Raw genomic sequence first — 26,708 nt, forward strand, 5'->3', positions numbered from 1 at the left:
GAGATCGCTATGCAGCATCATGATCACGTTACTGAAGATAATCCAGAAACTAAAATGTCGCATGCAGGAGGCGATCACCATGCGCACATGGCGGCCGATTTCCAGAAACGCTTCTGGATATCGCTGGCCCTGACCCTGCCAATTTTGCTGCTGTCACCTATGCTGCAAAAGCTGGTGGGACTGCGGGATGCCATTAGTTTTTCCGGCGATCTTTACCTGTTGTTTGGCTTTGCCTCGGCGGTGTTTTGGTATGGCGGCTGGCCGTTCCTGAAAGGGTTATTCAAGGAACTGAAATCTCGCCAGGCCGGCATGATGACACTGGTCGCCGTCGCCATCAGCACCGCCTATATATATAGCAGCGCAGTGGTATTTGGCCTGACCGGTAAGATGTTCTTCTGGGAGCTGGCCACCCTGGTCGACATCATGTTGGTGGGGCACTGGATCGAGATGAAATCGGTGATGGGCGCCTCAAAGGCGCTGGAGGCGCTGGCCAAATTGATGCCCTCCGACGCCCACAAACTGATGCCGGATGGCAGTGTGAAAGAGGTGCCTCTCGGCGAGTTGGTGCTGGATGACAAGGTGCTGATCAAGCCGGGCGAGAAAATCCCTGCCGATGGTGTCATCATCAAAGGCGAGAGCTCGGTTAATGAGGCCATGCTAACCGGGGAATCGAATCCCGTCAGCAAAAAATCCAGCGATAAGGTCATCGGTGGCGCCATTAACGGTGAAGGTTCATTGACCATCGAAGTCAAAGGCACTGGTAAGGATTCGTTTCTGTCGCAGGTTATCGACTTGGTCAAACAGGCGCAAGAAAGCAAATCCAAAACCCAAAATCTGGCCGATACCGCTGCGATGTGGCTGACCATCATTGCGCTTGGCAGCGGCGGTATTACCTTTTTTATCTGGCTGGTTCTGATGAGCAAGGAATTTGCCTTTGCCATTGAACGTGCCGTCACGGTGATGGTGATTACCTGTCCGCACGCACTCGGCCTGGCCGTACCATTGGTGGTGGCCGTTTCTACCGCGCTGGCTGCAAGCAACGGCCTGCTGATTCGTAATCGCAGTGCTTTCGAAGCTGCCCGGAAGTTGCAGGCCATTATTTTTGATAAGACCGGCACGCTGACCGAGGGCCGTTTTGGCGTGACCGACACCCTGGTGCTTGCGCAGAACATCGACGAACAAACGTTACTTAAGTATGCGGCTTCCGTGGATGCAAATTCAGAACATCCTATCGCCAAGGCTATTGCTGATTCTTCGGAACAGAAGTCGCCGGTCGAAAACTTTAAAAGTATCCCCGGCAAAGGTGCGGAAGGCCGGGTCGAGGGCAGAGACATCAAGGTGGTCAGTCCCGGCTATCTTCAAGAACAAGATATCAGCATGACCGATCAGCGGGTAGAGCCACTGCAAGCCCAGGGCAAGACAGTCGTGTTTGTTCTGGTTGACGGACAGTTGCAAGGCGCGATAGCTCTGGCCGATATCATCCGCCCCGAGGCCAAGCCAGCTATCGCTGCCCTCAAGGCTTTAGACATCCGCTGCATGATGCTCACTGGCGATAACCAAGCAACCGCCAAATGGGTGTCAGACCAGATCGGACTGGATGAATATTTCGCCGAAGTTCTGCCGCAGGACAAAGCTGCCAAAGTTAAACAGGTACAATCCCGAGGTATTTTGGTAGCCATGACTGGCGACGGTGTGAACGATGCGCCGGCACTGGCCCAGGCCGATGTCGGCATTGCCATTGGTGCCGGTTCGGATGTGGCAGTAGAAACCGCCGACGTGATTCTGGTGCGCAGCAATCCGCTGGATGTTGTGGCCATCCTGCAACTTTCCCGCGCCACCTATGGCAAGATGATTCAAAACCTGGTCTGGGCCACTGGCTACAACGTGGTTGCCATTCCGCTGGCGGCCGGTGCGCTTTATGCTTGGGGTGTGTTGCTGTCCCCTGCATTGGGCGCGGTGTTGATGGCGGCGAGTACGGTGATAGTCGCCATCAATGCGCGATTGTTAAAAATGCACCAGTAATTCTAAACACAAAATCGAGTTTCGGAATACTAGTCACAGAGAAAACAAAGGGGTTACACAAAATGTTAAAAAATCTGCTTTTACAGCTCGTCCTTTCGGAGACATATCCCATAGCAATCGAGGTGATGGTCGATGAAAGCTAAGGCGGGGGCAAAAGATTTTCCTGTCGTTTGCGTAGGCGGTTCGGCCGGCGGCCTCGACGCCTATAGACAATTATTACAGAATCTGCCGTCCGATTTGGGTGTTGCGATCGTCATTGTCAATCACTTGAGAACCGTTTCTACCATGCTGCATGAGATTCTGCCGCAGTACACTCAGATGCCAGTGGAACTGATCACGGAGAAATTAGATATCCAACCCAACCATGTGTTCATCATTCCGGAAAAGCGTGATTTGCATATTCTTGACGGAGAATTTCGTTTAAAGCCGATATCAAAACCGCGAGGATGGCCGGACGTGATTACAGTATTTCTTCGTTCCCTGGCAGAGAATTGGGACGGTAAAGTGATCGCTATTATTGTTTCTGGCTATGATGGAGATGGTGCCGCGGCGCTGTCCAAGATAAAACAAGCTGGGGGCATTACCATCGCACAAAAACTGGATACAGCCAAACAGCCTGATATGCCAGAGAGTGCAATTGCCAGCGGGTATATCGATTTTGTCCTTTCCCCAGCGGATATTGCTGAAGAAATTGTCAGAATTTCGCAAACGGCAGTAAATATTTAGTGAAGGTTGCATAACATGAATCCACCGCCAGACCTCGCTGAACAACCCAAAAAAAACCAAACCTGGCACAGACTGTCCGTCGAGGATGTGTTGACACAGCTCGGTTCCTCCGCGGCAGGACTGTCGACACAAGAAGCGGCTATTCGACTTGCCGCCAACGGCCCAAACGCGCTGAAGGAAGGCAAGCGCATCAGTCCGCTACGGATTTTCCTCGACCAGTTCAAGAGCCTGATCATCTGGATACTGATCGTGGCTGGTGTCGTTTCCGGCCTGTTGGGCGAAATGATGGATGCCTCTGCCATCCTCGCCATTGTCGCCCTCAACGCCGTCATTGGTTTTTATCAGGAGTTTAATGCGGAGAAGTCCATCGCGGCGCTGAAGAAAATGACCGCGCCTCAGGCCAAGGTATGGCGCGATGGAAAAGTCACGTCGATTCCAGCCTCGGGTATCGTTACCGGCGATATTTTGGCCTTGGAAGCCGGCGACCTGATCGGAGCCGATGCCCGGCTTCTGGAGGCCGCCTCGCTCAGATGTATCGAAGCGACGCTGACCGGCGAATCGTTAGCGCAGACCAAGCATTCCGAGACTTTGGAAAAGATCGATGTGCCGCTGGCAGACCGCGACAATATGGTGTTCATGGGTACCAGTGTCGCGACCGGTACGGGTCTGGCCGTCGTTGTCGCCACGGCGATGCAGACCGAGTTGGGTCGCATCGCCGGTTTGATTGCAGAAGCTGGTGAGGAGGAACAGACCCCGCTGGAGAAAAAGCTTGAGTCCTTCGGACAGATACTGGTCTGGACGGCGTTGGGCGTTGTCGCACTATTGTTCGGGCTGGGCTTGCTGCGCGGCACGGACTTGTTCGAGTTATTCATGACATCAGTGAGTCTCGCCGTGGCGGCCGTGCCTGAAGGGCTGCCGGCCGTCGTCACGGTGGCGCTGTCGCTTGGAGTAGTACGCATGTCACGCCGCCATGCACTGATGCGCAGACTGTCAGCCGTCGAGACACTGGGTGCGACTACCGTCATCTGCACCGACAAGACCGGCACCTTGACCGTGGGCCAAATGACCGTGCGCGCACTTTTCGTGGCTGGGCAGCGTTATGAGGTCAGCGGCGAAGGTTACGGGCCGGAAGGCGAAGTGCTGATCGAGGGCAAGCAGATCGAAGAGGAACATGCGCCGGCATTGCTTGAACTGGCGACCGTGATGCTTGGTTGCAATAACGCCCACCTAGCCCAGGAAAAGGGAACCTGGAAAGTGATAGGCGACCCCACTGAAGGGGCATTATTGGCAGGGGGCGCGAAAGCGGGCGGTGACCAGGAACGCATCGAGCGAGAGATGCCCAAACAGCATGAAATTCCGTTCGATTCCGATCGTAAACTGAGCACGGTGATCCGCAAACTGCCGGATGGCCAATTACGCGCCTTCATCAATGGCGCGCCGGATGTGTTGTTACAGCGCTGCACAAACCTTTACACCAACGCCGGTGTCCGTCCCTTGACGGAAGAGGATCGTCAGACCATTCTGGCGCAAAATGCCGCGATGGCCCAGCAAGCTCTGCGCGTACTCGGTTCGGCCTATCGCGGCCTGGACCCTTCAAGCGCCACCGACATCTCGGCAGACGCCGTGGAGCGCGATCTGGTGTTCGTGGGTTTGTCGGGTATGGTTGACCCGCCGCGCCAAGAAGCCAAGGATGCCGTCGTCAAATGTCACGCTGCGGGCATCCGCGTAGTCATGATTACCGGCGATCATCCGCACACCGCGACAGCCATTGCTCGGGAACTCGGCATTGCTACCGGCGATGACACGGCTACCACCGGTATCGAACTGGACAAGTTGTCTGATGACGATCTCCAGCAGCGTATACCCAAAATTTCTGTATACGCCCGTGTCACCGCAGAGCACAAATTACGTATCATCCGCGCCTGGAAAGCAAATGACGCGGTGGTAGCGATGACGGGTGACGGTGTCAACGATGCGCCGGCCATTAAGGGCGCCGACATTGGCATCGCCATGGGTAAAGCCGGTACGGAAGTCACCAAACAGGCGGCGGACATGATCATCACAGATGACAATTTTGCGTCCATCGTCGCCGCCGTCGAAGAGGGGCGCGGCATCTATGACAATATCCGCAAAACACTCCAATACTTGTTGGCGGGCAACAGCGGCGAATTGTTACTGATGACTGTTTGCGTAATCGTGGGGTTGCCCACGCCGTTATTGCCCATACACCTGCTGTGGATAAATCTGGTCACCGACGGCCTTCCCGCACTGTGTCTCGCCACCGATCCCATTGATCCCGACGTGATGAAGCGCCAACCGCGTCCCCGCTCCGAGCGGATTACCACGCCCAACTTTCTCCGCACAATGGGTTTCACCGGATTGCTTACGGCGAGTGTGGCATTCGCGGTGTACTCCTATATCCTGAACACGGAAACCACTGAGATTGCTCGCACCTACGCTTTTGCCGTGCTGGTATTCGCCGAGCTGTTGAGAGCCTTTGGCGCCCGTAGCGAAACAAAACCCATCTGGCGTATCTCCCTTTTCACGAACATCAGTCTGGTTGTCGTGGTTGCCGTTTCGTTCGGCCTGCAAGTGTGGAGTCAGCATAACGAAATGCTGGGCCGCTTCCTGAAGACTTCATCCATGCCGTTCAGCGATTGTTTGCTGCTGGTCGTATTGGGGGCTATCCCTTTGCTAGTACTGGAGATGGTGAAGCTTATACGTCATGCTCCAGTGTCCATCAAGGCTTCGCCGAAAATAGCCAACCAGCGGTTTAGTCTAAACAGCAGTCGAGTTTGGAGCATATTGTGCCTAGCTGTGAATAAGTTTTCGACGATCAACGGGGCTCAGTCGGCGGCGGCTTTCACTCACTATGCGTTCTTCTCACTGTTTCCTTTAATCGTCCTTATCGTCACCCTAGCTTCGGCTTTTATCGACCGAGAACAAGCCGGAGAGGTAATTATTGCCTACATTGAAAACTACGTTCCGCTTACGGGCGAAATGCAGCGCTACATTTTCAGCACTATTACCGGTGTGATAAAAGCACGGGGACAGGCCGGTGCCATTGCATTTCTGATGCTGATTTGGGCAGCTATGGGCTTTTTTGCCACCCTGATTCGTACCACTAACTGGGCTTGGGGTACTGAAACGGCCAACTGGTGGCGGCTACCGTTCAAAAGCTTAGGGCTCTTGGTTGTTATGGTTAGTTTGATCTTATCGGGCGTCGCACTGCCTGTGCTGGCGAAACTGGCCCAAAATTGGCTGTTTCCACTGCAGAGTTTCAGCCCCTCGTTCTATGTCTTAGGGAGTTATTTTGTGGCCACGCTGCTAGTATTCCTCAGTTTGAGCCTGTTTTACCGGTTGGCTCCCAGTCGACCCACTCGCTTTTCCGAAGTATGGATCGCGGCGCTGTGCACGACGGCATTATTGCAGTCGGCGGAAAGTTTATTCCTGATCTATCTAAATGATTTCGCCACCTTAAACGCAGTTTATGGTGCCTTCGGCGGAATCATGGCGTTACTACTCTGGATTTACCTGTCCGGATGCATTTTTATCTTCGGCGCCTGCCTGTGCGCAGCTCAGGCTGACAACGAAATCTTATTGATGAACACCAATAAAAATGGCTTAGTTCAAGAGCACCGATAAATACCGATGTGAACTGGATTTGCCTCACAAATCGCTATGAAAACTTTAGTCTTCTACGAAGTTACAGATTGGTAATCTTTAAAAAGTCGCCGTCAAAGTGTCAAATACTTCTTGAAGGTTGACGCATCATTAAAACTGCATGCTTTTATAAATCTTTAACAGAGATGTGATCTTAATACCTTTATTTTTTTAGGTTATTTGCCGTAGTTAAATTGTGTCATGTGCCGATGTTTTGATTTAAGTTGAACGCTATACATAATAAATTCCTTATATTTTAATTTGTTAATAAGTGGCATATTATTTGCTTTATAACTTGCAGGCCCTGCTATAAGCGCTCTGAGCCTGCATGAAATAATAATCAAGAAGAGATAATATGAAAAAAACTATTTTAATCAGCACCATCGCTACTATTCTTACAACTCCGGTATTTGCTGACGAACTTGACCCCTTACCCGCAACCGAAAGAAAAAAACTAGCCTACGAATACCGTGAGCATCGCGCCAATATGAATTTTCTCAATTCATCTGCCCCACACCCAACTAACGGCGACGAATCCGCGGTTCCGAATTATTCGGGGCAATTTCACAAATCCTTACCTCACAACAATAACGGAATGGTGGCTCCCTTGGCTTACGGAAAGCTCCTGGAAGCCATACAAACCGGCACCTTCGAAGCGTTCGAACAAATTCCGGCAGGTGGTCCAGTCAAATTGGCCAATCCTTTAGCAGCCCAGGTCTACGATTTGGAAGGAAGGGATTCGCACGATTACGGCATCAAACCGCCACCCTCCCTCAGTAGCGCCGAAACAGGCGCTGAAATGATTGAAGTTTATGGTCAAGCGCTATTGCGAGACATCCCTTTCAGTGATTATGTTGGCAATGCGCATATTAGGGCAGTTGCCACTGAATTGGCTGGTCTAACCGACTTTCATGGGCCAACAAGTCCTGCGACGCTGTTTCGCGGCGTTTTCGAGGGCGATCAGGATGGACCCTATCTTTCACAGTTTCTTTACAAGGATATTCCTGCCGGCCCTAAGGTTGTCGATCAAAAATATACTGGCTATGCATCCGGGCAGAACTTTATGACGTCCTACAATGAATGGCTGGCAATAGAAAACGGACAAAATCCTATAGCAACAGTTACTGCCGGTCCTTCTCGTTACATCATTACCGGTCGCGATTTGGCCAGTTACGTGCATCGGGATTTCACCTACCAAGCTTACCATAATGCAGCCTTAATTTTGCTAAGCTGGGGCCCTAGCGCTTGGGATGATGGCAACCCTTACAAAACTGCCACCCGACAAGGGGCGTTTATCGATATGGGTGCCGGAGAAATTCTCGACACAGTCGCCAGGGCTGGCAATGCTGCTTTGAGAGCGGCCTGGTTTCAAAAATGGAACGTTCACCGTCGCTTACGTCCGGAAGAATACGGCGGCTTGGCCCAGAATAATCCAGGCTTATTACATACACAATTTACCTCTTCACCTGTCCTGATGAAGGTTCAGGCTAAGTATGGCAGTTCATTGCTGCCACTTGCCTATCCAGAGGGCGCGCCAACGCATCCCGCTTATCCGGCAGGGCATGCGACTATTTCTGGCGCCTGCGCTACAGTGTTGAAAGCCTTCTTCAAAGACGACGCCGCGATACCTTCACCGGTGCAACCTAGCGCCAATGGCAAGTCTTTGGAAGCCATCGGCGATGTTTTAACTATCGGCGGCGAGCTCAACAAGCTGGCGTCAAACATTACCTTGGGTCGTGATTGGGCGGGCGTTCACTATCGTAGCGATGGCACCGAAGGGATGTTGCTGGGCGAGGAAATTGGTATAGCAATTCTCAAGGACTGGCGTGATGCCCATCCAAAGCAACCCACGCTGACGTTGATAAAATTCAACGGCGATGAAATCCAAATATAGATTTTTCAAAGCCGTTAAAAGTCGAAGCGATGAACTCAGCCATCGTTTCGACTTTAAATGCCCATACCGATTTCACCTCGAAAATTTAATCCACAATCATCCTTTCATTGACGCTGGACATTTAAGGTACTATTCGCGTTAGTAGTTGAAAGTACATTATTGCCGTGATTCCGGAATGGATTGCCAGAGCCGTTAGACCGCGTGAGCGAATCCAGGTCACAAGGATGTGAAAGTCCAACGCCATTCATGGCTTCTGGACCCCGACAATCCGTGCCGGGGCGACATCGACTGTTGATGCGAACATAGCCATATTTAATGGCAATTATTATGCATTACATTAAATTGTTTAGGTTGCCAACGAGTATGACCCACTAAAAGGCAGGGTGACACCAACACATCGCTAGCCAACTTTATTTTTCGACTCCAAAAATCATTTAATTAGTCGCCGATTATTTAAAAATATGTGATTTGACCTACTGACTAAGTCAAATGACGCTTAATAACATAATCAATAAACAAATTATGAATATAATTATATTCTTATAAGTTACATAGAATATGCCGTGTTCTATATGTCTAGACAGTTCTATTTGGCAGTATAAATTCCATTTATGAGGGTATCGAATGAAAACCAAAATAATTACGGGCTTCTAATTACTGGCTTCGCTTTCACTTTACTATTGACTGCTCCGATTCTTCCTCTGCACCTAGCGGAAAAATTCCGATGTGTAACGGAGAAGAAGTCACCTGCGTAGGCACCGGTGAAAATGATAATATCCGGCGTATCGTGTTTGATGATTTTTTTGCCCCGATGGAATTACCGGGCTTTGCCTCACGGCTGATTATTTCGGGAAGTTATTTTTGACGAAATCCTTAGGTTTTTTACGATACTTTAGAATAACTGGGAAAGCCAATATTTTGAACGGGCGGAATATATATTGTCCGGTTCGGTCAACTATATAAGCCTTTCCGGCCCCGGGTTGGATATGTCCTCCGCTGAATATATGCCAATCTCATCTAACGAGGATTTTTTTACTTGGCTTTAGATTGATAGCGAAATAAGTCAATCGCGCGAACGGAGGCTGCCAAACCGCAAAGCAAACTGGCGAGTAAACTCGGCCCCAAAAAAGAAGATCTGCGCGGAATAATAGACCCAGAGTAACAAGGCGATCACTGAACCTGCTGCGCCAAACCCTGAGGTTACGCTGCTGTTACCCAAGTATACACCAATGGCGTATTTGCCAAGACTGAACAAAAAGGCCGTAAACAGCGCACCGTACCAGGCATCCTGCCAAGCTAGCGGTGCCTCCGGCAGCATTTTATAAATCACTGCAAACAGGCTCGCAATCACCCCAAAGGAAATCAGCCATGCCAATGGAGACAGCAACAGGGCAGCCAGACTCCAGAGCCCGCCGAAGACATACTGTTGAAGCACCGCCAGAGCGGTGCTGATGACCAGCGAAACCAGTAATAAAAACGCTAAAACCAGCACCAGGCCAAAACACAAAACCCGGGTTTTGAATAGTACGCCGAGAGAGGAGGCTTGAGGTTTATCGGTGCCCCACATTTCATCTAGGCTATCTTTCAATTCAACGAATACACTGGTAGCCCCCAGCAGCAGCAAGAGCGTGGCAATGACCGATGCGATAACCCCAGACTCGGAGTAGTGCGCGGCGGCCAGCACGGCACTGATAGCTTGGGCGCCATTGGGTCCTACCAACGCTTGCATCTGCGCAATAATTTCCCCTTGCGCCGCCTCTGCACCAAAAAAATAGCCTGCCACGGCAATTGTCAACACCAGGATGGGGGTCATGGAAAACAAGGTATAAAAAGCCACAGCAGCCCCTTTACTGGCAGTGCGATGGGCCAGCCAGGCGGTCAGTGATGGGGACAGCAGGACGTAACCGCAGCGCAAACCTTTGATTACATCTGAAACAGCCTGTTTTAATGAAAGCCCCTTAAAAAAATCGGTTATGTTTACAAGCATGAGGCTTTACCTCCTGGCATTGGCCGAGGCCACTCGCCAGTAATGGGCTGCAACCCCATTACTGGCGAGCAATGCGGAACGAATCGCGCTGCCGGAGCCGGTCTGCCTGCGCGCATCATCGGAATCCAAGGCCAAGCCGAGGTGATATTTTGAGCCAAGGTCAACAAGTTAGGCGCCTCTTTCAGGGGTGTGGGCGTTTTGGCTTGAGGCTCAGGCTTGGTTTGGGGCCGCTGCAGCCGCATTGGCTTACCAGTCCTAAAGCCGGCTACTTTATCTCGTCCCGCATCTTGTCGACCAAGCGCCACGTCGATGATTAACGGGGTCACCGGTTTGTCATGTACACAGGTGCGGCAATTTTCGAGAAATTGCTCTTCCACGTGTTTCATTTGTTGACTTTTTTTACACAAGGTATCTGCGGCGGTTTTGGATAGATGTTCTGCGGTTGAGGTCATGGTAGATTCATCATACGTAAGCGTGTTAAATAAAGATCAGTCATTCACCAAGTCAAATACGCTAAATGCCCCTGGGCGTGGACAATATGGCCACAAGTTTTACAGAGTAAAATAATTTTAGTCAGTTCGGTAACGCACGCACAGGGAAGCTATGGCTAATATTTAAAGGACTTACCACTTCTGATGGCAGACCTTATCAGGCTAGGCATCGAAGTAATCCCAGCCAATAAGGTGTAGTGCCGTAGATAGTTCAAGCTATGCCCCGTGCACAAGCCTGCAGAATCAAGGCTTGCCGGGGGCGCTAGCGACCGGTGACAGTGGCCCCAATCGAATAGAGGGTAATTCGCGAAAAGTGTTCTCCGCGACGGGCCGCTTTGAGTATATCCATACGCCCAAGCATGGCTCTTGGCTCAACCTGATTAAAATAGCTTTCTCCAAGACGGCTCGCTCGTTTCTGCGCCATATCGGGGTGACTTCAAAACAGGAGCTCGAGCAATGAATTTTGAGAGGCATTGCCGAATTTAACGATCAGCCAGTTATTTTTAAATGGAAAGGTTTTAATCTTGGCTTACTAAAAATTGTATATGTTTTAATGGAACGAACCTCTATTGAGCCACCGCATTTTGGCCTTACCTACGGAGTGAAATCTATGATGGCTATGCTCTCCTAGCGAGAGGCCATCGAAGCAATCAAACGAGAATCGGGCCTTGTTATGTCTAACAGTACAACCCGCTTCGCCAATGTTAATGCGAGAAAATCTGTGTGGTGGTTCGACATATCAGTCGAAAAGTTCACTTCCGACAAGTACGATACGCTCGATCTGCTCATGGTTAGCGCCTACGCGAAAGAATTACATCATCTGGGAGTTCAGACTGCCTACGTCCTAGACAACCTTTGTCACTTCCAGGTACGAGAAGATATAGGCTCAGTGAGCCTCGAACTGTCGTCGCTAAGTACAAATAAATTCCAAGATGTTCGTCCAAGATCGGGCAAAATGCCCCTTTCGCAATTAGTTGTCAAAACACTTGCGCTCACAAGATACAATCAATTGTGAAATGGCTAATAAAACGGTCAAAGGGACGCGCCGCCCATTGGCGGTTTTGATCTTTTGGTTTTTATCAAGGTTTGGCGGCTTCGTTTAAGCTCAGTTGGCGGCGAGCCCCTTAACGTAAGGTTATGCATAAGATGGAGCTCTAAGAACTGTGGCAATACCAGACTACCAAACACTCATGCTGCCAGTTCTGAAATTGGCAGCTGATGAAAAGGAGCACAAATTCAGTCTGGCAGTTGAAGAGCTGGCTGATGATTTCAACCTGTCATCAGAAGAAAGAAATGAGCTTCTTCCCAGCGGTAGTCAAGCTGTATTTAATAACCGCGTTGGCTGGGCACGCTCCTATCTAAAGCAGGCCGGCTTACTCTCCTCCCCAAAACGCGGGTTTTTCATAATAACTCCCAAAGGTACTGAACTTCTTGTAAATAATCCTGGAAAAATCGATCTATCAGTCCTTGAGCAATACCCTGAGTTTATTGAATTCAAGAACCGCAGAAAGGATAAAAGCGAAACAGAAACACATGCAGAAACGCCTATCGTGCCCGAATCAACTCTAACGCCGGAGGACGCTCTAGCATTAGCATACAAGAAACTCCGTTCTGCTCTCGAATCCGAAGTATTAAGTTCTATTAAAGAAACATCACCGTCATTTTTTGAACGCGTGGTGGTCGATCTTCTAGTAAAAATGGGGTATGGTGGTAACCGTCAAGATGCTGGAAAGGCGCTTGGCAAAAGAGGTGATGAAGGAATTGACGGCATTATTAATGAAGACCGTCTTGGCTTAGATGTTATATATATCCAAGCTAAACGTTGGGAGGGGACGGTTGGCCGTCCAGAAATATAAAAGTTTGCAGGTGCACTACAAGGACAGCGCGCCCGAAAAGGTGTATTCATTACAACATCATCATTCACAAACGAAGCTAAGGAATATGCCTCTCTGATCGAATCAAAAATCATCTTGATTGATGGTGAGCATCTTTCAAGGCTGATGGTAGAACACAATGTTGGCGTCTCAACGGTTGGTCAGTATGAAGTCAAAAAGTTGGATTCCGACTACTTCGATGCTGAGTAAGGCATAACAATCGCATATTCACGGGCATTAAAAAGCTCCGCTCCTTCGTTGCTCTGCTTTTTGCTGTCGGTGATGCAAAGCGTTAGAATTATTACGGGATCGGCTCATGGAAAATAAATACAAAGCTTTATTTCTTTCTCATGGCGGTGGACCTATGCCACTTCTTGGAGATGCAGGCCATCAGGAAATGGTCGCATGTCTGGAGAACATTGCCTCAATCATCCCTAAACCTGATGCTCTTGTGGTTGTAAGCGCACACTGGGAAGAACGGCTTCCGACTATTACCTCAGGTACGACTCCGTCGCTGATTTATGACTATTCTGGATTTCCAGAAGAGTCGTACGGTATCCGCTATCCATGCGTCGGGGAGCCATCCTTAGCTCGACAGATCCAAGAATTACTGAGCGATGCCGAGATTCTATCTGAGCTTGATGGCGAAAGAGGGTTCGATCATGGGTTTTTTGTACCGCTCAAAATCATGTACCCGGAAGCCAATATTCCTTGTGTTCAGCTATCTCTGGTCAGCACGCTTGACCCTTCTGAGCACATTGAGGTGGGCAGAGCCCTTCGATCGTTAAGCCTCGGTAATGTATTGGTCATCGGGTCCGGTTTCTCCTTTCACAACATGAAAGCATTTTTCCGGCCTGACACCCCTAAATCTCTGGAGCTGAACCATTTATTTGAGGAATGGTTGTTGAAAACGTGTTGCAATTCAGACTATTCGGAAGATGAACGAAGACAACTGCTTATTCGTTGGACCGATGCCCCTGGTGCACGCTTTTGTCATCCCCGAGAGGAACATTTGCTTCCTCTCCATGTGTGTTATGGGGTGGCACAAGCGCCATGCCCAGAATATTTTGAAGTCAAAATCATGAACAAAAAATCGAGCATGTATCTGTGGTGAACTGAACTGTATGCCAACCAGGCCATGCAGACGGTATGCTTAAGCGCGCGGCTGATAGCGGGGTTCGCCCGGACAGAGCATCACGATATCTGCCTTTGGTCAAGATCATCGAAACCGTAATTGGAAAAAGTTGAAGAAATGCAATATCACAAACAGATACCTGATTATAAAGATGTTTCAGCTAACTATTCTGACGCGTCATTCCGGCAGGGATTGCCGGAGCCGTCAGACCGCGTTAGCGAATCCAGGTCACATGGATAGCTCGGAGCTTACCATCCATGGCACTGGATGCCCGTTTCCCGACGGGTATGACGGGCGCTTATGGATTTAGCTGAAACAGCTTGCTAATCAGGAACAGATATAACGGTATAAACATATACCGATATCGTCGAGGCTTTATAATGTTTTACAGAAAACATTTCATCGCTTAAGGAGTAATCCAGATAAATCTTGTGTATTTCTTCAGTGTTGTGAACACTGCTTAAGGCTATGTTTGCGTTAATAGTTGATGTCACCCCGGCACGGATAATTAACGCCGGACACCGGGGTCCAGAAGTCATGGATGGCGTTGGACTTTCACATCCTTGAGACCTGCATTCCGGCAATCTATGCCGGAATGACGGCGTTAATGTCCTTTCAACTACTAACGCGAACATAGCCATGCATAACATCAGTTATTAATGGATTGTGGATTCCTCACCTTCATAGATGTTCTTACTAAGGCGTATTAAAGATTAGTTAAATTTACGGTTCTACCAACCCCTCCCATTTTATTGGGTGTAAGCACCTGTTTTTAAGGGATTCATGAAACCTCCCTGCTGCAGAAGCCTTTTCAATCAATCACCTACAGCCTCTATTCCAAGCGGTCGAGTAATTACAATTTACGAACAATATATTTTTTTACTCGCTCTAAATAAACTTAAATCCAGAGAATGTTTTAACTGATACCATTCGTAGCAATGAGGAGTGAGTCTTCTGAACTTCAAGAATTCGACTAATTCATGCAGTGATTTTTCGGTTTATTAAAAAGTTTATCGCTTGCAAATGCGTTGACACTTATACTGACGTTAAAATAACACCGTAATCATGCCACTATGAAACAGAACCAATGAATGAGTTTGTATGTTAAGACTTTCTAAATTGATCTAGCAGAATGGAAAATCGCTCTGCGGGCCGATTATCTGATTTTGAATTCCGGCAGAAATGGATCTCAGAAGCGGCATACTACTTGTCCGAGCGGCGAAATTTTTTACCCGGGAGTGAACTCGATGATTGGTTACTTGCCGAAAAAAACTTAGTATTAATGCAGATTACGCGTTATCAGGCTATTGCCTATGAAGATGGTGGCATGTCCATTCAAGGGCTGCGGCTTTTAGCAAAAGTGGTAGGCATTGAAGGTTTAGAGACGATGACTCTGGCAGAAGAAATAATTCAAGCCATCCAAAAATTGCTGGATATTGATCCTTGCTTCAATTCTTTACCGGGTAATGACTGCAACCAATTTGAATCATGCCTGTGGAAAGCTGAATGCAGAAAAATTATTGCCAGGTGGCATCCTTTAAAAGCTTGGTAATACTCACAACTTCACAGTTGTCTGTTATAAATGCATCAAACCTTTCACCCATCTCACCATATCACTCGTATTCATAGCACCAGATTGACGAGCCAATTCCCTGCCATTTTTAAACACAATCAGTGTAGGTATGCTGCGAATGTTATACCTTGTGCTGAGTGCAGATTCCGCTTCAGTATTTAATTTGCCCAGGCGAACGTCTGGTTCCAACAATTTAGCGGCTTGTTCAAAAGCCGGCGCCATCATTTTGCATGGACCACACCATTGAGCCCAAAAATCGACCAACAACGGAATGTCATTCCGAGACAGCTGTTTTTCAAAGTTGTTACTGTTAAGTTCGACGGGATGTCCGTTAAATAAAAGTGTGTGGCAATGCCCACATTTCGGTCCTTGTCGCAGCCGATTGGCTGGGAAACGGTTGATTGCTAAACAATCAGGACAGACAACATGCAGTGATTCATTCATATTTTTATCTTATTTTTAATAGCAACGACGAACGTGCACTTTATAGCACTAAAAACAGACTGCCAAATTGGCTTTATTGGGTCAATCTTAAACAGCGGCATAGAATTATTCTTGCGCTCATTTTAAGTAACTACTCGCCCGCTTGGAATAGCGAGTGTAGGTGATTGATTGAAAAGGCTTCGGCAACAGGGATGTTGCAGAGAGCTACAGGGACGTATTAATGCGTCCTTTGAAATCAAGCGCCTACACCCAATAAAACGGGAAAGGGGTGAGCAGATACCATTTTAGGCAAATTTTGCACTATCCTAACAACTTTCCAGCCCAGCTGCCGCCCAAGGCATATCCATTATGTTTCTTTTTTCAATCCGCTAAAATTACTATCAACAACCCTTCAATCGGCGGGAGAAAAAACCTATGAATCGTATAACCGGAATTTTGAGCCTGATTGTTTTGACAGGCTGTGCAACATTGAGCAAACAAGACTGCATGCAAGGTGATTGGTATGGAGTAGGCAGTAAAGACGGCCATGCCGGAGAAACCAGTAGCCGCCTGTCTGATCACATTAAAGCCTGCAATGAATATGGCATTGCCGTTGACAATAATGCTTATATGGACGGTCGCGAACAAGGACTGAAAGATTATTGCCGCCTGGAGAATGCCTTTATCGTCGGTTTGAACGGCCAACCCTATCACCACGTTTGCCCGCCGAACATTGATCGATCGTTTGCACATTATCATTCCACCGCCTACACCGTTCATGAAGATCGAGCCGAACTTGATCAACTCGATAACGACCTGTCCAGCAAAGAAAGCCAATTGCGAGATAAAAAATTGAGCGAAAAAGACCGTTCCCGAATTCGTGACGACATTCGGAGCCTGGATAGGCAGTGTGATCGCCTCCGTGATGATCTCTATTTTCACGAGCGGCAACTCGACAATTTGCGTCACGAAGCCCAAACTGCCCGTTGATGACCAGAAACCGCATTGATAACCGGTGTGTCAACTTAGACGGCAACCAGATGAGGGAAGCACATGTCTGATTCATTCTCTTTGTTCTCCCGAAGAGGAGCTCGAATTCAATCAGCGCACCGACCCTTTTCCGATTCCATATGCTTGCCGGTAAAAGGCACAAAACTGACACCTAATACCCGGCGCGTATTAATTTCACCGTTTAAGTCCTTTTCTATCACCAGTAATTCCTGATAGCTGTAAGGCAGGCCGACCGGAATAACCAGACGAGAGCCCTCCTTTAGTTGATCAATCAAAGGCTGCGGAATATGCGGTGCAGCTGCGGTCACAATGATACCGTCATAGGGGGCGTGTTCAGGCCAACCCAGGTAACCGTCGCCGGACCGCACTTTAATATTACGAAAATGGTATGTCTCGAGCCTTTCAGAGGCTTTATCAGCCAGCACTCCGACGATTTCGACCGAATAAACCTGCTTGACTAGCCGAGATAAAATCGCCGCTTGATAACCTGAGCCTGTACCGATTTCCAGAACCGTATCGTCCGGCTTGACACTCAACAAATCAGTCATCAACGCGACAATGTAGGGCTGAGATATTGTTTGCCCCAAACCGATAGACACCGGCCCGTTGGTATAAGCAAAATGCCGCGACACTTCGGGTACAAACAAATGCCTGGGCACCTCTCTCATCGCATTGAGGACCCGCTCATCCAAAGCATTCTTCCCGATTAGATGTCGCGTCAACCTTGTTTCGGATTCAATGTCATCAAGCATTTGTTGGATTTTTTCTTTCAAGGCCTGTTCTCCGGTTATTCCAGCTCGAATGTGAATCTGCTTGGCGTTTTTCTAATCATTTGCAAATGAGTCTGCCCACTGAAATGACAAAGCAGAAACCAGTATTCAGTCAATTTGGTTTTGACGGGCTGTTGTAAAAAGCCCTTTGTGGTGAACCCTTCGCTTGTTAGAATCGAAACAAGCTTTGCACATAAAAATAATCGACATCTTCTTCATCCGGCGCATTGGCTGCATCACGAGCAAAATCGCCTTTGAAGAGATGTGTCCAACCGGTTTCCAGATTTAGGCTGCTGTTAAAGTTCCAGCGGGTAGATAGCTCAATTTGGTGACCCAGAAAATCACCGGAGGCACCGCTGCGGTCTCTCAAACCGGATGCCGTCCAGCTATCGCGGCTTTCCGCGAGCCATAAAAGCCGGTGGCTGATAAAAGCTTCTACGTCATCTCGGGGCGTGACGACAAGACGGGTTCCGGGTGAATTGATATTGCTGCGAGCTATGACGCCGTAAATGCCTGTTGGGCTGTAATCAAAACGTCTTGCGCCGAACAAAGTATCAAACCGTTCATTTTTATCGTCATTGGGATTACTGTCGCCACTGGCATAGTCATATTGCAGCACAAAACGGGGAGACCAGGGCAACTCCAGGGTATAGCCCAGGGATAGATGTTGAAACCAGGCTTGATGACTCAGGTTTTTGGTGTCATCGGCCGCCGTTGTCGCACGGATTGAACCGAGCTGTCCGGCAGTCTCGACTTGAAAGTCAACCTCGCCTTTGGCCGGTTTGCGGTACCAGCGCATACCGGGAGTGAACAAACGGCGGTTGCGCGTGTCGTTATCGTTTTGATCGTCTTCGCTCAAATGATATAAATATAATTCGGCATTTATTTTCCAGGCTATATCGTAAATTTCCCAAAAACCACCGGAAAACCAGGTTTTGTATAACTCGGTATCCCATTCATGCTTGCTGTCCAGCAGTTCTTGCTTGTCGTTCGGATAGCGTCCGACCGGCAGAGTCACGAAACCGTTGAATTGCCATTTGCCATTGTCCTGGAAACGTAATCGCGCGCCGGTAAAAGAATTGATCGTGTTACGGAATACATTTCGGGCGACCAGACGGCGGCTACCCAAATTAAGTGTTTGCCTCCCCAGAATCACCTCGGTGCCGATACCGCTGTCCAGGAAATTTGTCTGCGCCCAGGCAAGATAGGCTTGCAAAAAATCCGATTGGTTCGCATGAGTATTATTGAGTGACGAGCCTGAATCACTGCCGAATTGGCGTGAATCCATAAATTCGGTACCCAAGCGAAAGTCATTGAAGCTGGCTTCCAGACTCAAGCAGGTTGCCAATGGAATTTGCTGATCGCCCCCCTCGGCATTGGCTTGAAACTGTCCGTCCAAAACTTCATAGCGCGTGCGTTGCTCCAGCGAAAGAGAGAGCCAGTCGGGCAATTTTAAGGTGTCATGTAAATTCCAGACGGGCTTTTCATAGCCAGGCGCTTGTGCCAGGCGATCATTCATTTGACTGGAAAAACAAGCAAAAGGTGGACTGGCCGGTTTTTTCTGAGCGGCATAAGCGGCATCAACCGGCGTAAAAAAGAAGATGATCAATACCAGTGAAATACAAGTCCTGTCGATTGTAAAGCTTGCGGAGTGTTTTGCATCTTTTGGAAAGACTATCAACAATACCCGTTTGCCAGTGCTCACTTTGATTCGTGTTTTGAAGTCAATCATCGTCTGCTCGATTTAATCAAAAAAACTTCAGTCTCTATGCTTCTTTACTTTTCCTGAAGCTGAAGCCACTTTGCTGCCGGACCCAATAGGGTTCCCTGAATGGCAATGGAGAATAAAACCACAAAGAAAACCATATTGAAAAGCTCATTTGCACGGGGCACACCTTGCAGTAACGGCACAAATGCAAAAACAATTGGAGTCGCGCCTTTCAATCCGATTGTGGACACAAACAGTCTTTTTGACCACGGTGCCGACCTAAACGGTAAATAGCACACCATGACTGCAAGAGGACGGGCGGCCAAAATAAGAAAAAGAGCGGGCAAAATGGTTGTCACAAACACGGGGCCCAGTTGGTCAGTGAATATCTGTAATCCCAAAAACAGAAACATCAATGCCTGCGCCAGCCATGAGAGACTGTGATTAAAATAGGTGCTGTTTAATTTTGCGGCATGCTCGGTGTTACCGGCTATCACGCCGAAGATATAAGATGCGACCAGTAAATTCCCACCCATCAGGTTGCTTGAGTAGGTTGCGATAAAAAACATCGCCAGCATAAAAATGGGTACCAGACCCAATTCATGAAACTCGATTTTCGTTAAAACCCATTGCGTCAGCAGACCAAACAGCAATCCACTTGCAGCCCCAATTAATAAAAGTTTTGAAAAAGTGAACGCATACTCTCCCATGGCACCATCGCTTGCGCCATTTAAGGCGCTTGCAGTAAAGATAGTCACCAGAATGAGCGCCATGGGATCATTGGTCGCCGATTCAAACTCAAGTATCGTGCCGGTATTATGTTTTAGATTTATCCTTTTTGTCTCAAGTATGCCGAAAACAGCAGCTGCATCCGTCGATGAAACAATGGAGCCAAATAAAATCGCTGTAATCAGCGGCAAATCGGTAACCCAATACGTAAAATAGCCGAGTGAGAGCGCAGTGATTAACACGCCCACAGTGGACAGCAACAGGCCTTCTTTGTAAGCGCATTTTATGCTGGGATAAGACGTATTATACCCCCCCACAAAGATGATGATGTTCAGCGCCATGCTGCTGAGGAACTCGGTGAGTTCCGGATTATCATACACAGGCTCGCCCCAGGTGCCATCACCTAAAAACAGGCCAATCCCCATAAATATGATAAAGCTTGGAATGCCTAAATTTTTACTGGAGTTGTACAGCAAAATGCCTGCAACAATAAAAACTGAAAGAATAATTGCAATTAAATCTGTAGATACAGTCATCTGCATACCCCGTTATCCCTTGGTTAAACTCTAAATATCTGATGACTCTCTCAAAGCACGAAATCAACCTTTACTTGTTTTCAGTGCCGATGCTTTTATTCTTATTGTGCAAGACGCTGCCCTGGCAGGATGAGTGACTTGAAGCCATTAAGAATAGGGCTGAACAATCTATCGGCTGTGCCAATCCAGCCAAATATAAAGCCAAATGCTTATTGGTCTTCTTCCTTCAACTTAAACCCGCTGGTCAACTGCTGCTGGAGAGGCGCCGGCAAAGGCGCGTAATGGCTCAATTCAATAGCATAATGACCACGGCCGCTGGTCAGCGCGTTCAAACGGGATTGATAGTCGGGCAGCTCACTCAACGGAACTTTGCCGCTGATAAGCATTCTGCCTGGGCTATGAGAATCGGTACCGGTTATATGTCCGCGTTTGGCCGAAAGATCACCGGTTATGTCGCCCATGGCCGTTTCCGGAGCAATAATCTCAATATCAACCACCGGCTCCAGCACCAACGGCTTCGCCGCCCGGATGGCCTCAATTACAGCATTGCGCCCGGCGGTGACGAAAGCAATTTCTTTACTGTCCACAGCATGCGTTTTGCCGTCATAAACCGTTACCCGCAGGTCTATCACCGGAAAACCGGCCAACACACCCGCTTCTAATGCCTGACGCACACCTTTTTCCACAGCAGGCATAAATACACCGGGAATGGTGCCGCCTTTAACTTCATCCACAAAGTCAATGCCTTCACCCCGTTCCAATGGCTCAACGCGCAGAAATACTTCGCCGAATTGACCTGCCCCGCCGGTTTGCTTTTTGTGACGGTAATGGCCTTCAGCAGATTGGCTGATTGTCTCTCGATAAGGGATAACAGGCGGCTTGGTGTCGATTTCCAGCTTGTATTGGCTGGCCATTTTTTCCAGCTTGGCTTTGAGGTGGGCATCTCCCAAGCCCATTATCACCGTCTCATTGGTGGCAGGGCGGCGCTCCACGATAAACGTTGGGTCTTCTAACGCTAACTTATCAAGTATGTCGAACAATCGCTGTTCGTCACCTTTGCGCCGGGTTTCCACTGACAACCCGGTCATTGATTGTGGAAAACGCATGGGTTTGAGATGAATGTAATCTTCGTCGTGAGAGTCGTGCAATACCGCATCAAACATGATTTCATCCACTTTGACCACGGCGCCGATGTCGCCAGGAATCAAAGTGTCCACTTCTTGAAAATCCTTGCCTAGCAATTGATAAAGATGTGCGGCTTTAAAAGGGCGTTTACCATCGCCGACAAAAAGCTGCGCGTCCTGCTTCAATGTGCCTTGATGCATGCGGAAAATGCCAACTTTGCCCATGTAGGGGTCGCTGACAACCTTGAACACATGAGCCAACACATGCTTGTCTGCGTCGGGCAGGGCCTGAAAGGTTTCGATAGAACCGTCCGGCTGAATTTTATAGAACGGCGGAGGATTGCCTTCTGTGGGATTGGGGGCCAGATTGGCAATGACATGTAGCAACTCGTTAATCCCGGCTCCGGTCTTCGCAGAAGTGAATACAATGGGCGCAAAACCGGCACGCAACGCACTTTCAAAAGGAGAATGAATTTCACTGGATTCAGGTTCTTGCCCTTCTTCAAGATATTTTTCCAGCAACGTCATGTCTTCTTCGACGATACGCTCAATCAATTCACTATGCGCGTCAGCGACCGAGCCAAAATCGGCCACGCCTGAATCATGCGCCAGCACTTCGACAACCTCTTTTGCGCCGTGGGCGGGAAGATCTAACACCAAGCCGTTAAATCTTGTGCGAATTTCCGCCACCAAGCCGGGCAAATCGAGGTTATCGGCATCGATTTTGTTGATCACGATCATCGTGCAAAGCTTCCTTTCCCTGGCCCAGCGCAGCATGCGTTCGGTCATGAGTTCAATTCCGGTTTGAGCATTGACGACTACCAATACCGTTTCAACGGCTTCAAGGGCCGCAATGGCTTGTCCGGCAAAGTCAGGATATCCCGGGGTATCGAGCAAATGAACGAGGGCGTTTTCATATTCAAAATGAACGATGGCACTTTGCAACGAATGGCCGACAGATTTTTCCTGAGAATCAAAATCACAAACCGTATTGCCTTTTTCAACCATGCCTTTGTTTTTGATGGCTCCGGCACCAAAAAGCAGCGCTTCCGCCAAACTGGTTTTACCTGCCGCCCCATGGCCAACAAGAGCGATGGTTCGTATGGCTTTCGTCGTATAATGAGGCATGGCTCTGCTCCTTGTTCAATTGAATATAAGGGGATATTTTACGCGGTAGGCTTTATTTTTGCGTCAATTTGATGAAGTGTAGGACGCTTGATTTTACTTTCATCTTTTGCGGGCATTGCACAAAGAAATTACCACGGTACTCTGTAGCCATCATAAACACTCGCAATCAAAAAGATTTCTAGACCATGCTACCTACTCCGCCACGGCTTAATCCCAAAAAACTGCTGCTCAGTAAATGGACTGCCGCAAGCCCTAGAAACAAAGAAAAACATTTTATTGTCACCGAACTGATTGAGCCTGAACCGCCGGACATTAAGATCGAATTTGTTGAACTGGAAGCGGTCTATTCAGGGCGAAGTTTTATCTTACCCTGGCATGAATTGACCGACCCACGCCAATGGTTGCAAGGCTGGAAATGACTAATCTTCATCGGCTGGCGAAAGGGAGTATAAAGGCGGAAAAAAGTCATTACCCCTTTGCCAGACAACTTTAATTGCCGGCACCGCAATCTTTTTAAGCGTATCATTTTGAAACAAACTGCTCTGCTACAACTTTCCCATAGAACACCAAAAACAATCCATGAAAAAACTACTCAGTATTTTAACCGGTGTTTTCCTTGCCGGATGCAGTATCGTTGGCATTCGCTCTGCAAATGAGCCCGTCTACCAGGTGCTAAGGGACGAAGGTCAGATTCAGGTTAGGCAGTATCAGGCTCTGGTCGTAGCAGAAACGGAGATTGGGGCTGATTATAAAACCAGTAGCAGCGAGGGTTTTCAGCGTCTGGCCGGTTACATTTTTGGAAAAAACAAAACCCAGGAGAAACTGGCCATGACGGCCCCGGTTACGCAGGAAAAAGCGTCAACAACACTTGACATGACTGCGCCGGTAATTCAACAAAAATCAGCCGGAAAATGGCGAATGGCATTTGTACTACCGCAGGACTATACCCTTGAAAACGCGCCCATTCCGCTTGATCCGGCGGTTGTTGTTATAGAAATTCCTGCCAGAAAAGTCGCAGTATTAACGTATTCAGGCAGTTTGTCCGAACAAGGCATCATTGAAAACGCCACGGCATTGACAGAATGGGTATCCACACAGGCTTACAAAACCCTCTCTCAACCCCGTTCTGCGGCATACGACCCGCCCTGGACCTTGCCATTTATGAGAAGAAATGAAATCCATATAGACATTGAGTAAGGCAACAACTGTCCCGAAATAGAGGGGCTTGACCCCAGCATCCCTGCTGCCGAGATGCCCACAAAGCTTAAGACTCCCCTTTTTTATCCTTAAGCTGGGAATTGCTGCTACGTCCTTCCTGTTCCAGTCTTTTTTCTACGGCTAAGATATGCTGGGTCGTTTTTAACACCGAGTCGGGATTCAGGCTGATAGAGTCGATACCCAGTTCAACCAGATATTCAGCCATTTCGGGAAAATCCGAAGGTGCCTGGCCGCAAATCCCCGAGTGTCTGCCATTGCGGTGCGCCCCTTCCACAGCCATACGGATGATGGCTTTAACACCGGCATCCCTTTCGTCAAAGACATCGGCAACAATTTCCGAATCTCTGTCAACACCCAGGGTTAATTGGGTCAGATCATTTGAACCTATCGAGAAACCATCAAAATAGCGGGAAAATTCGTCGATCAGAATGACGTTATTGGGAATCTCGCACATGACGTAGATTTTTAAATCCTGCTCGCCTCGCTTCAAACCTTGCTCAGCCATAAATGCCAGCACCTTTTCAGCTTCATGAATTGTGCGGCAAAATGGAATCATCAGTATGACATTGATCAAACCCATGATTTCGCGTACCCGCTTCATTGCCCTGCATTCCAGCACAAAGGCTTCGGCATAATCCGGATGAGTGTATCGGGAAGCGCCTCTAAAGCCAATCATGGGGTTGGCTTCTTCGCGCTCAAACCAAGAGCCGCCCAAAAGCGTGGCATATTCATTGGTTTTAAAATCCGATAAACGCACCACCACCGGTTTTGGATAAAACGCAGCGGCTAGGGTGCCTACCCCTTCAGACAGCTTTTCAATAAAAAACTCTTCAGGTTTTACGTATTCTCGTGTCAATGCATCAATCCGGATTCTTTCATCGCTGTTTTGAATCCTTTCCGGATGCAATAGCGCTAGGGGGTGAGCTTTAATATATTCATTAATGATAAATTCCATTCTAGCCAGACCCACGCCATCGTTAGGTAACTGGTTGATCTTAAAAGCCAGTTCAGGATTACCCAGGTTCAGCATGATTTTGGTGTTTGGTTTTTCAAGCCGGGTCAGATCGGTGGTATCGACAGTGAATTTTAAAAGACCGGAATAGACTTTACCGGCATCGCCTTCTGCACATGACACTGTCACCTCGGTTTGCCTGGCCAATGCAGTGGTAGCATTATCGCAACCGATGACCGCGGGCACGCCAAGTTCTCTGGAAATTATCGCGGCATGACAGGTTCGCCCTCCCCGATTCGTAACAATAGCCGCAGCTGTCTTCATGACCGGCTCCCAATCCGGTGTGGTCATATCGGCCACCAGCACTTCACCGGGCTTGAATGACGGCAATTCATTGACATGATTAATAACATGCACCTTGCCCGATGCTATTTTGCTACCGACCGCATGCCCTGTTACGAGTAATTGGCCTGGCTTATCAAGCCGGTAGTTTTCAAGCACGGCAGCATTGCGCTGAGAAACGACGGTTTCGGGGCGCGCCTGAACAATATATAACTGACCGTCCATCCCGTCTTTGGCCCACTCGATATCCATAGGTTTGTGATGGCCTGCTTCGGTGCTGTAGTGGTTTTCAATTTTGATCGCATAATCTGCGAGTCTCAGAACTTCCTCATCTGAAATGCAGTAGCGCAAACGTTCCTCGGCAGCCGTCACAATATTGCGTATCGCTTCCCGGGTCCGACCTTCGCTGTACACCATCTTGATTTTCTTTGCACCCAGAACCCGCCTGAGCACACAGCGATAACCCTGTTTGAATGTGGGTTTGTGTACATAAAATTCATCAGGATCGACCGCACCTTGCACAACATTTTCACCCAATCCATAAGCACCGGTGATGAACACGACATCCTTGAAACCCGATTCGGTATCCAGGGTAAACATCACACCACTGGCCGCCAGATCAGAACGCACCATTTTCATGACACCAATAGAAAGTGAAACCTTGAAATGATCAAACCCCTGGTCGATTCGATAATGAATGGCTCTATCGGTAAACAGACTCGCAAAACAACGCTTGCAGGCATCCAATAAAGCCGGACCGCCGGCAATGTTTAAATAAGTATCCTGCTGGCCGGCAAAACTGGCAGTAGGCAAATCTTCTGCTGTTGCCGAACTGCGCACCGCAACTGTCAATGCTTCGTCATACTGGCTCTGCAGTTCCGCCAAGCCATTAAGAATTTCCTGTTCCAGATCTTCAGGTAAAGGCGCAGCATAAACAATTTCGCGGGCTTGCCGAGCGCGGCGGGCCAGATCATTCACATCATCAGGATTCAATGTATCAAGCACATCATGCAGCGCTTGCCATGCACCTGCTTTATTGAGCATGTAGCGGTATGCCTCTGCGGTAACGGCAAAACCGTTTGGCACTTTAACGCCCTCTGACCCCAGCGCTCTGTACATTTCTCCCAACGAAGCATTCTTGCCGCCTACTAACGGAATGTCTGACAGGTTTAATTCTTCGAACCAACGTAAATATTTATAGGACTTAGGCATACGCCCTCCATCTGTGATCAATTTGTTTGTGACTGAAACTCGAGACGATTTAAGAGAAAACGGTCTATTTTGGAACAATCATAATCCAACCAGGATGTCGGCTGATATTTCCATAAATTTTTGGCAAAAAAGCTCCTGATTATAATGATGTTTCAGCTATATATTCGGACGCGTCATTCCGGCAGGGATT

Annotated in this window: 18 protein-coding genes and 2 pseudogenes; 12 read left to right on the plus strand and 8 right to left on the minus strand. The window is 48.5% G+C overall.

Annotated features, from left to right (window positions below):
• The first annotated feature begins 9 nt into the window (after positions 1 to 9).
• The 5 genes from GO003_RS19345 to GO003_RS19365 all read left to right on the plus strand — a co-directional run bounded on the left by GO003_RS19345 (position 10) and on the right by GO003_RS19365 (position 9,170).
• Positions 10 to 2,022 (plus strand): copper-translocating P-type ATPase, encoded by a 2,013-nt coding sequence (locus GO003_RS19345; RefSeq protein ID WP_159658895.1) that lies wholly within the window; start codon positions 10 to 12, stop codon positions 2,020 to 2,022.
• Positions 2,023 to 2,154: 132 nt separating this feature from the next.
• A complete protein-coding gene (locus tag GO003_RS19350; RefSeq protein WP_159658894.1) occupies positions 2,155 to 2,748 on the plus strand; it encodes a chemotaxis protein CheB in 594 nt (197 codons plus the stop codon).
• 15 nt (positions 2,749 to 2,763) lie between these two features.
• Complete coding sequence (locus GO003_RS19355; RefSeq protein WP_159658893.1) at positions 2,764 to 6,393, plus strand: HAD-IC family P-type ATPase; 3,630 nt, start codon at positions 2,764 to 2,766, stop codon at positions 6,391 to 6,393.
• A 373-nt stretch (positions 6,394 to 6,766) separates the two neighbouring features.
• Complete coding sequence (locus GO003_RS19360) at positions 6,767 to 8,305, plus strand: vanadium-dependent haloperoxidase (RefSeq protein WP_159658892.1); 1,539 nt, start codon at positions 6,767 to 6,769, stop codon at positions 8,303 to 8,305.
• A gap of 724 nt (positions 8,306 to 9,029) precedes the next feature.
• Positions 9,030 to 9,170 (plus strand): hypothetical protein, encoded by a 141-nt coding sequence (locus GO003_RS19365; RefSeq protein ID WP_159658891.1) that lies wholly within the window; start codon positions 9,030 to 9,032, stop codon positions 9,168 to 9,170.
• 198 nt (positions 9,171 to 9,368) lie between these two features.
• Here GO003_RS19365 and GO003_RS19370 read toward each other — a convergent pair whose 3' ends face one another.
• Positions 9,369 to 10,292, minus strand: a complete 924-nt coding sequence (locus GO003_RS19370; protein WP_159658890.1) for a YihY/virulence factor BrkB family protein — start codon at positions 10,290 to 10,292, stop codon at positions 9,369 to 9,371.
• Entirely contained in the window at positions 10,283 to 10,744 is a 462-nt protein-coding gene (locus tag GO003_RS19375; RefSeq protein WP_159658889.1) for a hypothetical protein, read from the minus strand. The genes GO003_RS19370 and GO003_RS19375 overlap by 10 nt, the downstream gene beginning before the upstream one ends.
• Before the next feature lie 358 nt (positions 10,745 to 11,102).
• Between GO003_RS19375 and GO003_RS19380 the strand changes: the two are divergent.
• From GO003_RS19380 to GO003_RS19395, 4 genes and pseudogenes are all read left to right on the plus strand, one after another.
• Positions 11,103 to 11,306 (plus strand): annotated as a pseudogene (locus tag GO003_RS19380) (DUF6494 family protein); the annotation flags it as partial.
• A gap of 667 nt (positions 11,307 to 11,973) precedes the next feature.
• Positions 11,974 to 12,867 (plus strand): annotated as a pseudogene (locus GO003_RS19385) (restriction endonuclease).
• A 106-nt stretch (positions 12,868 to 12,973) separates the two neighbouring features.
• Positions 12,974 to 13,771, plus strand: a complete 798-nt coding sequence (locus GO003_RS19390; protein ID WP_159658888.1) for a DODA-type extradiol aromatic ring-opening family dioxygenase — start codon at positions 12,974 to 12,976, stop codon at positions 13,769 to 13,771.
• A 1,153-nt stretch (positions 13,772 to 14,924) separates the two neighbouring features.
• On the plus strand, positions 14,925 to 15,344 hold the full coding sequence (locus GO003_RS19395; RefSeq protein ID WP_159658887.1) for a DUF2934 domain-containing protein: 420 nt from the start codon (positions 14,925 to 14,927) through the stop codon (positions 15,342 to 15,344).
• Positions 15,345 to 15,368: 24 nt separating this feature from the next.
• Here the strand turns inward: GO003_RS19395 and trxC are convergent, their stop codons facing one another.
• Positions 15,369 to 15,809 carry a thioredoxin TrxC gene (trxC, locus tag GO003_RS19400; RefSeq protein ID WP_159658886.1) on the minus strand — a complete coding sequence of 147 codons (441 nt, stop codon included), beginning with the start codon at positions 15,807 to 15,809 and terminating at the stop codon, positions 15,369 to 15,371.
• A 414-nt stretch (positions 15,810 to 16,223) separates the two neighbouring features.
• On the opposite strand from trxC, the gene GO003_RS19405 reads away from it, so the two are divergent.
• Positions 16,224 to 16,778 carry a DUF2799 domain-containing protein gene (locus GO003_RS19405; RefSeq protein WP_159658885.1) on the plus strand — a complete coding sequence of 185 codons (555 nt, stop codon included), beginning with the start codon at positions 16,224 to 16,226 and terminating at the stop codon, positions 16,776 to 16,778.
• 107 nt (positions 16,779 to 16,885) lie between these two features.
• On the opposite strand, the gene GO003_RS19410 is transcribed toward GO003_RS19405, so the two are convergent.
• The 4 genes from GO003_RS19410 to fusA form a co-directional block, all read right to left on the minus strand.
• Positions 16,886 to 17,572, minus strand: coding sequence for a protein-L-isoaspartate(D-aspartate) O-methyltransferase (locus GO003_RS19410; protein ID WP_231089097.1), 687 nt, complete (start codon positions 17,570 to 17,572; stop codon positions 16,886 to 16,888).
• A gap of 166 nt (positions 17,573 to 17,738) precedes the next feature.
• Positions 17,739 to 19,301 (minus strand): alginate export family protein, encoded by a 1,563-nt coding sequence (locus GO003_RS19415; RefSeq protein WP_159658884.1) that lies wholly within the window; start codon positions 19,299 to 19,301, stop codon positions 17,739 to 17,741.
• 44 nt (positions 19,302 to 19,345) lie between these two features.
• On the minus strand, positions 19,346 to 20,542 hold the full coding sequence (locus tag GO003_RS19420; RefSeq protein ID WP_159658883.1) for a potassium/proton antiporter: 1,197 nt from the start codon (positions 20,540 to 20,542) through the stop codon (positions 19,346 to 19,348).
• Between the two features lie 209 nt (positions 20,543 to 20,751).
• Positions 20,752 to 22,794 carry an elongation factor G gene (gene fusA / locus GO003_RS19425; RefSeq protein WP_159658882.1) on the minus strand — a complete coding sequence of 681 codons (2,043 nt, stop codon included), beginning with the start codon at positions 22,792 to 22,794 and terminating at the stop codon, positions 20,752 to 20,754.
• Between the two features lie 185 nt (positions 22,795 to 22,979).
• Between fusA and GO003_RS19430 the strand changes: the two genes are divergently transcribed.
• Positions 22,980 to 23,213 (plus strand): TIGR02450 family Trp-rich protein, encoded by a 234-nt coding sequence (locus GO003_RS19430; protein ID WP_159658881.1) that lies wholly within the window; start codon positions 22,980 to 22,982, stop codon positions 23,211 to 23,213.
• A gap of 160 nt (positions 23,214 to 23,373) precedes the next feature.
• Complete coding sequence (locus GO003_RS19435; protein ID WP_159658880.1) at positions 23,374 to 23,991, plus strand: SOUL family heme-binding protein; 618 nt, start codon at positions 23,374 to 23,376, stop codon at positions 23,989 to 23,991.
• 67 nt (positions 23,992 to 24,058) lie between these two features.
• Here the strand turns inward: GO003_RS19435 and ppsA are convergent, their stop codons facing one another.
• Positions 24,059 to 26,518 carry a phosphoenolpyruvate synthase gene (gene ppsA, locus GO003_RS19440; RefSeq protein ID WP_159658879.1) on the minus strand — a complete coding sequence of 820 codons (2,460 nt, stop codon included), beginning with the start codon at positions 26,516 to 26,518 and terminating at the stop codon, positions 24,059 to 24,061.
• Between the last annotated feature and the right edge of the window lie 190 nt (positions 26,519 to 26,708).

Source organism: Methylicorpusculum oleiharenae (assembly GCF_009828925.2).
Classification (GTDB): Bacteria; Pseudomonadota; Gammaproteobacteria; order Methylococcales; family Methylomonadaceae; genus Methylicorpusculum; species Methylicorpusculum oleiharenae.

What these genes read in the sequence shown, in the direction of transcription:
- GO003_RS19345 (WP_159658895.1), top strand. Translation starts at nt 10, where the DNA reads ATGCAGCATCATGATCACGTTACTGAAGATAATCCAGAAACTAAAATG.
- GO003_RS19350 (WP_159658894.1), top strand. Translation starts at nt 2,155, where the DNA reads ATGAAAGCTAAGGCGGGGGCAAAAGATTTTCCTGTCGTTTGCGTAGGC.
- GO003_RS19355 (WP_159658893.1), top strand. Translation starts at nt 2,764, where the DNA reads ATGAATCCACCGCCAGACCTCGCTGAACAACCCAAAAAAAACCAAACC.
- GO003_RS19360 (WP_159658892.1), top strand. Translation starts at nt 6,767, where the DNA reads ATGAAAAAAACTATTTTAATCAGCACCATCGCTACTATTCTTACAACT.
- GO003_RS19365 (WP_159658891.1), top strand. Translation starts at nt 9,030, where the DNA reads ATGTGTAACGGAGAAGAAGTCACCTGCGTAGGCACCGGTGAAAATGAT.
- GO003_RS19370 (WP_159658890.1), bottom strand. Translation starts at nt 10,292, where the DNA reads ATGCTTGTAAACATAACCGATTTTTTTAAGGGGCTTTCATTAAAACAG.
- GO003_RS19375 (WP_159658889.1), bottom strand. Translation starts at nt 10,744, where the DNA reads ATGACCTCAACCGCAGAACATCTATCCAAAACCGCCGCAGATACCTTG.
- GO003_RS19390 (WP_159658888.1), top strand. Translation starts at nt 12,974, where the DNA reads ATGGAAAATAAATACAAAGCTTTATTTCTTTCTCATGGCGGTGGACCT.
- GO003_RS19395 (WP_159658887.1), top strand. Translation starts at nt 14,925, where the DNA reads ATGGAAAATCGCTCTGCGGGCCGATTATCTGATTTTGAATTCCGGCAG.
- trxC (WP_159658886.1), bottom strand. Translation starts at nt 15,809, where the DNA reads ATGAATGAATCACTGCATGTTGTCTGTCCTGATTGTTTAGCAATCAAC.
- GO003_RS19405 (WP_159658885.1), top strand. Translation starts at nt 16,224, where the DNA reads ATGAATCGTATAACCGGAATTTTGAGCCTGATTGTTTTGACAGGCTGT.
- GO003_RS19415 (WP_159658884.1), bottom strand. Translation starts at nt 19,301, where the DNA reads ATGATTGACTTCAAAACACGAATCAAAGTGAGCACTGGCAAACGGGTA.
- GO003_RS19420 (WP_159658883.1), bottom strand. Translation starts at nt 20,542, where the DNA reads ATGACTGTATCTACAGATTTAATTGCAATTATTCTTTCAGTTTTTATT.
- fusA (WP_159658882.1), bottom strand. Translation starts at nt 22,794, where the DNA reads ATGCCTCATTATACGACGAAAGCCATACGAACCATCGCTCTTGTTGGC.
- GO003_RS19430 (WP_159658881.1), top strand. Translation starts at nt 22,980, where the DNA reads ATGCTACCTACTCCGCCACGGCTTAATCCCAAAAAACTGCTGCTCAGT.
- GO003_RS19435 (WP_159658880.1), top strand. Translation starts at nt 23,374, where the DNA reads ATGAAAAAACTACTCAGTATTTTAACCGGTGTTTTCCTTGCCGGATGC.
- ppsA (WP_159658879.1), bottom strand. Translation starts at nt 26,518, where the DNA reads ATGCCTAAGTCCTATAAATATTTACGTTGGTTCGAAGAATTAAACCTG.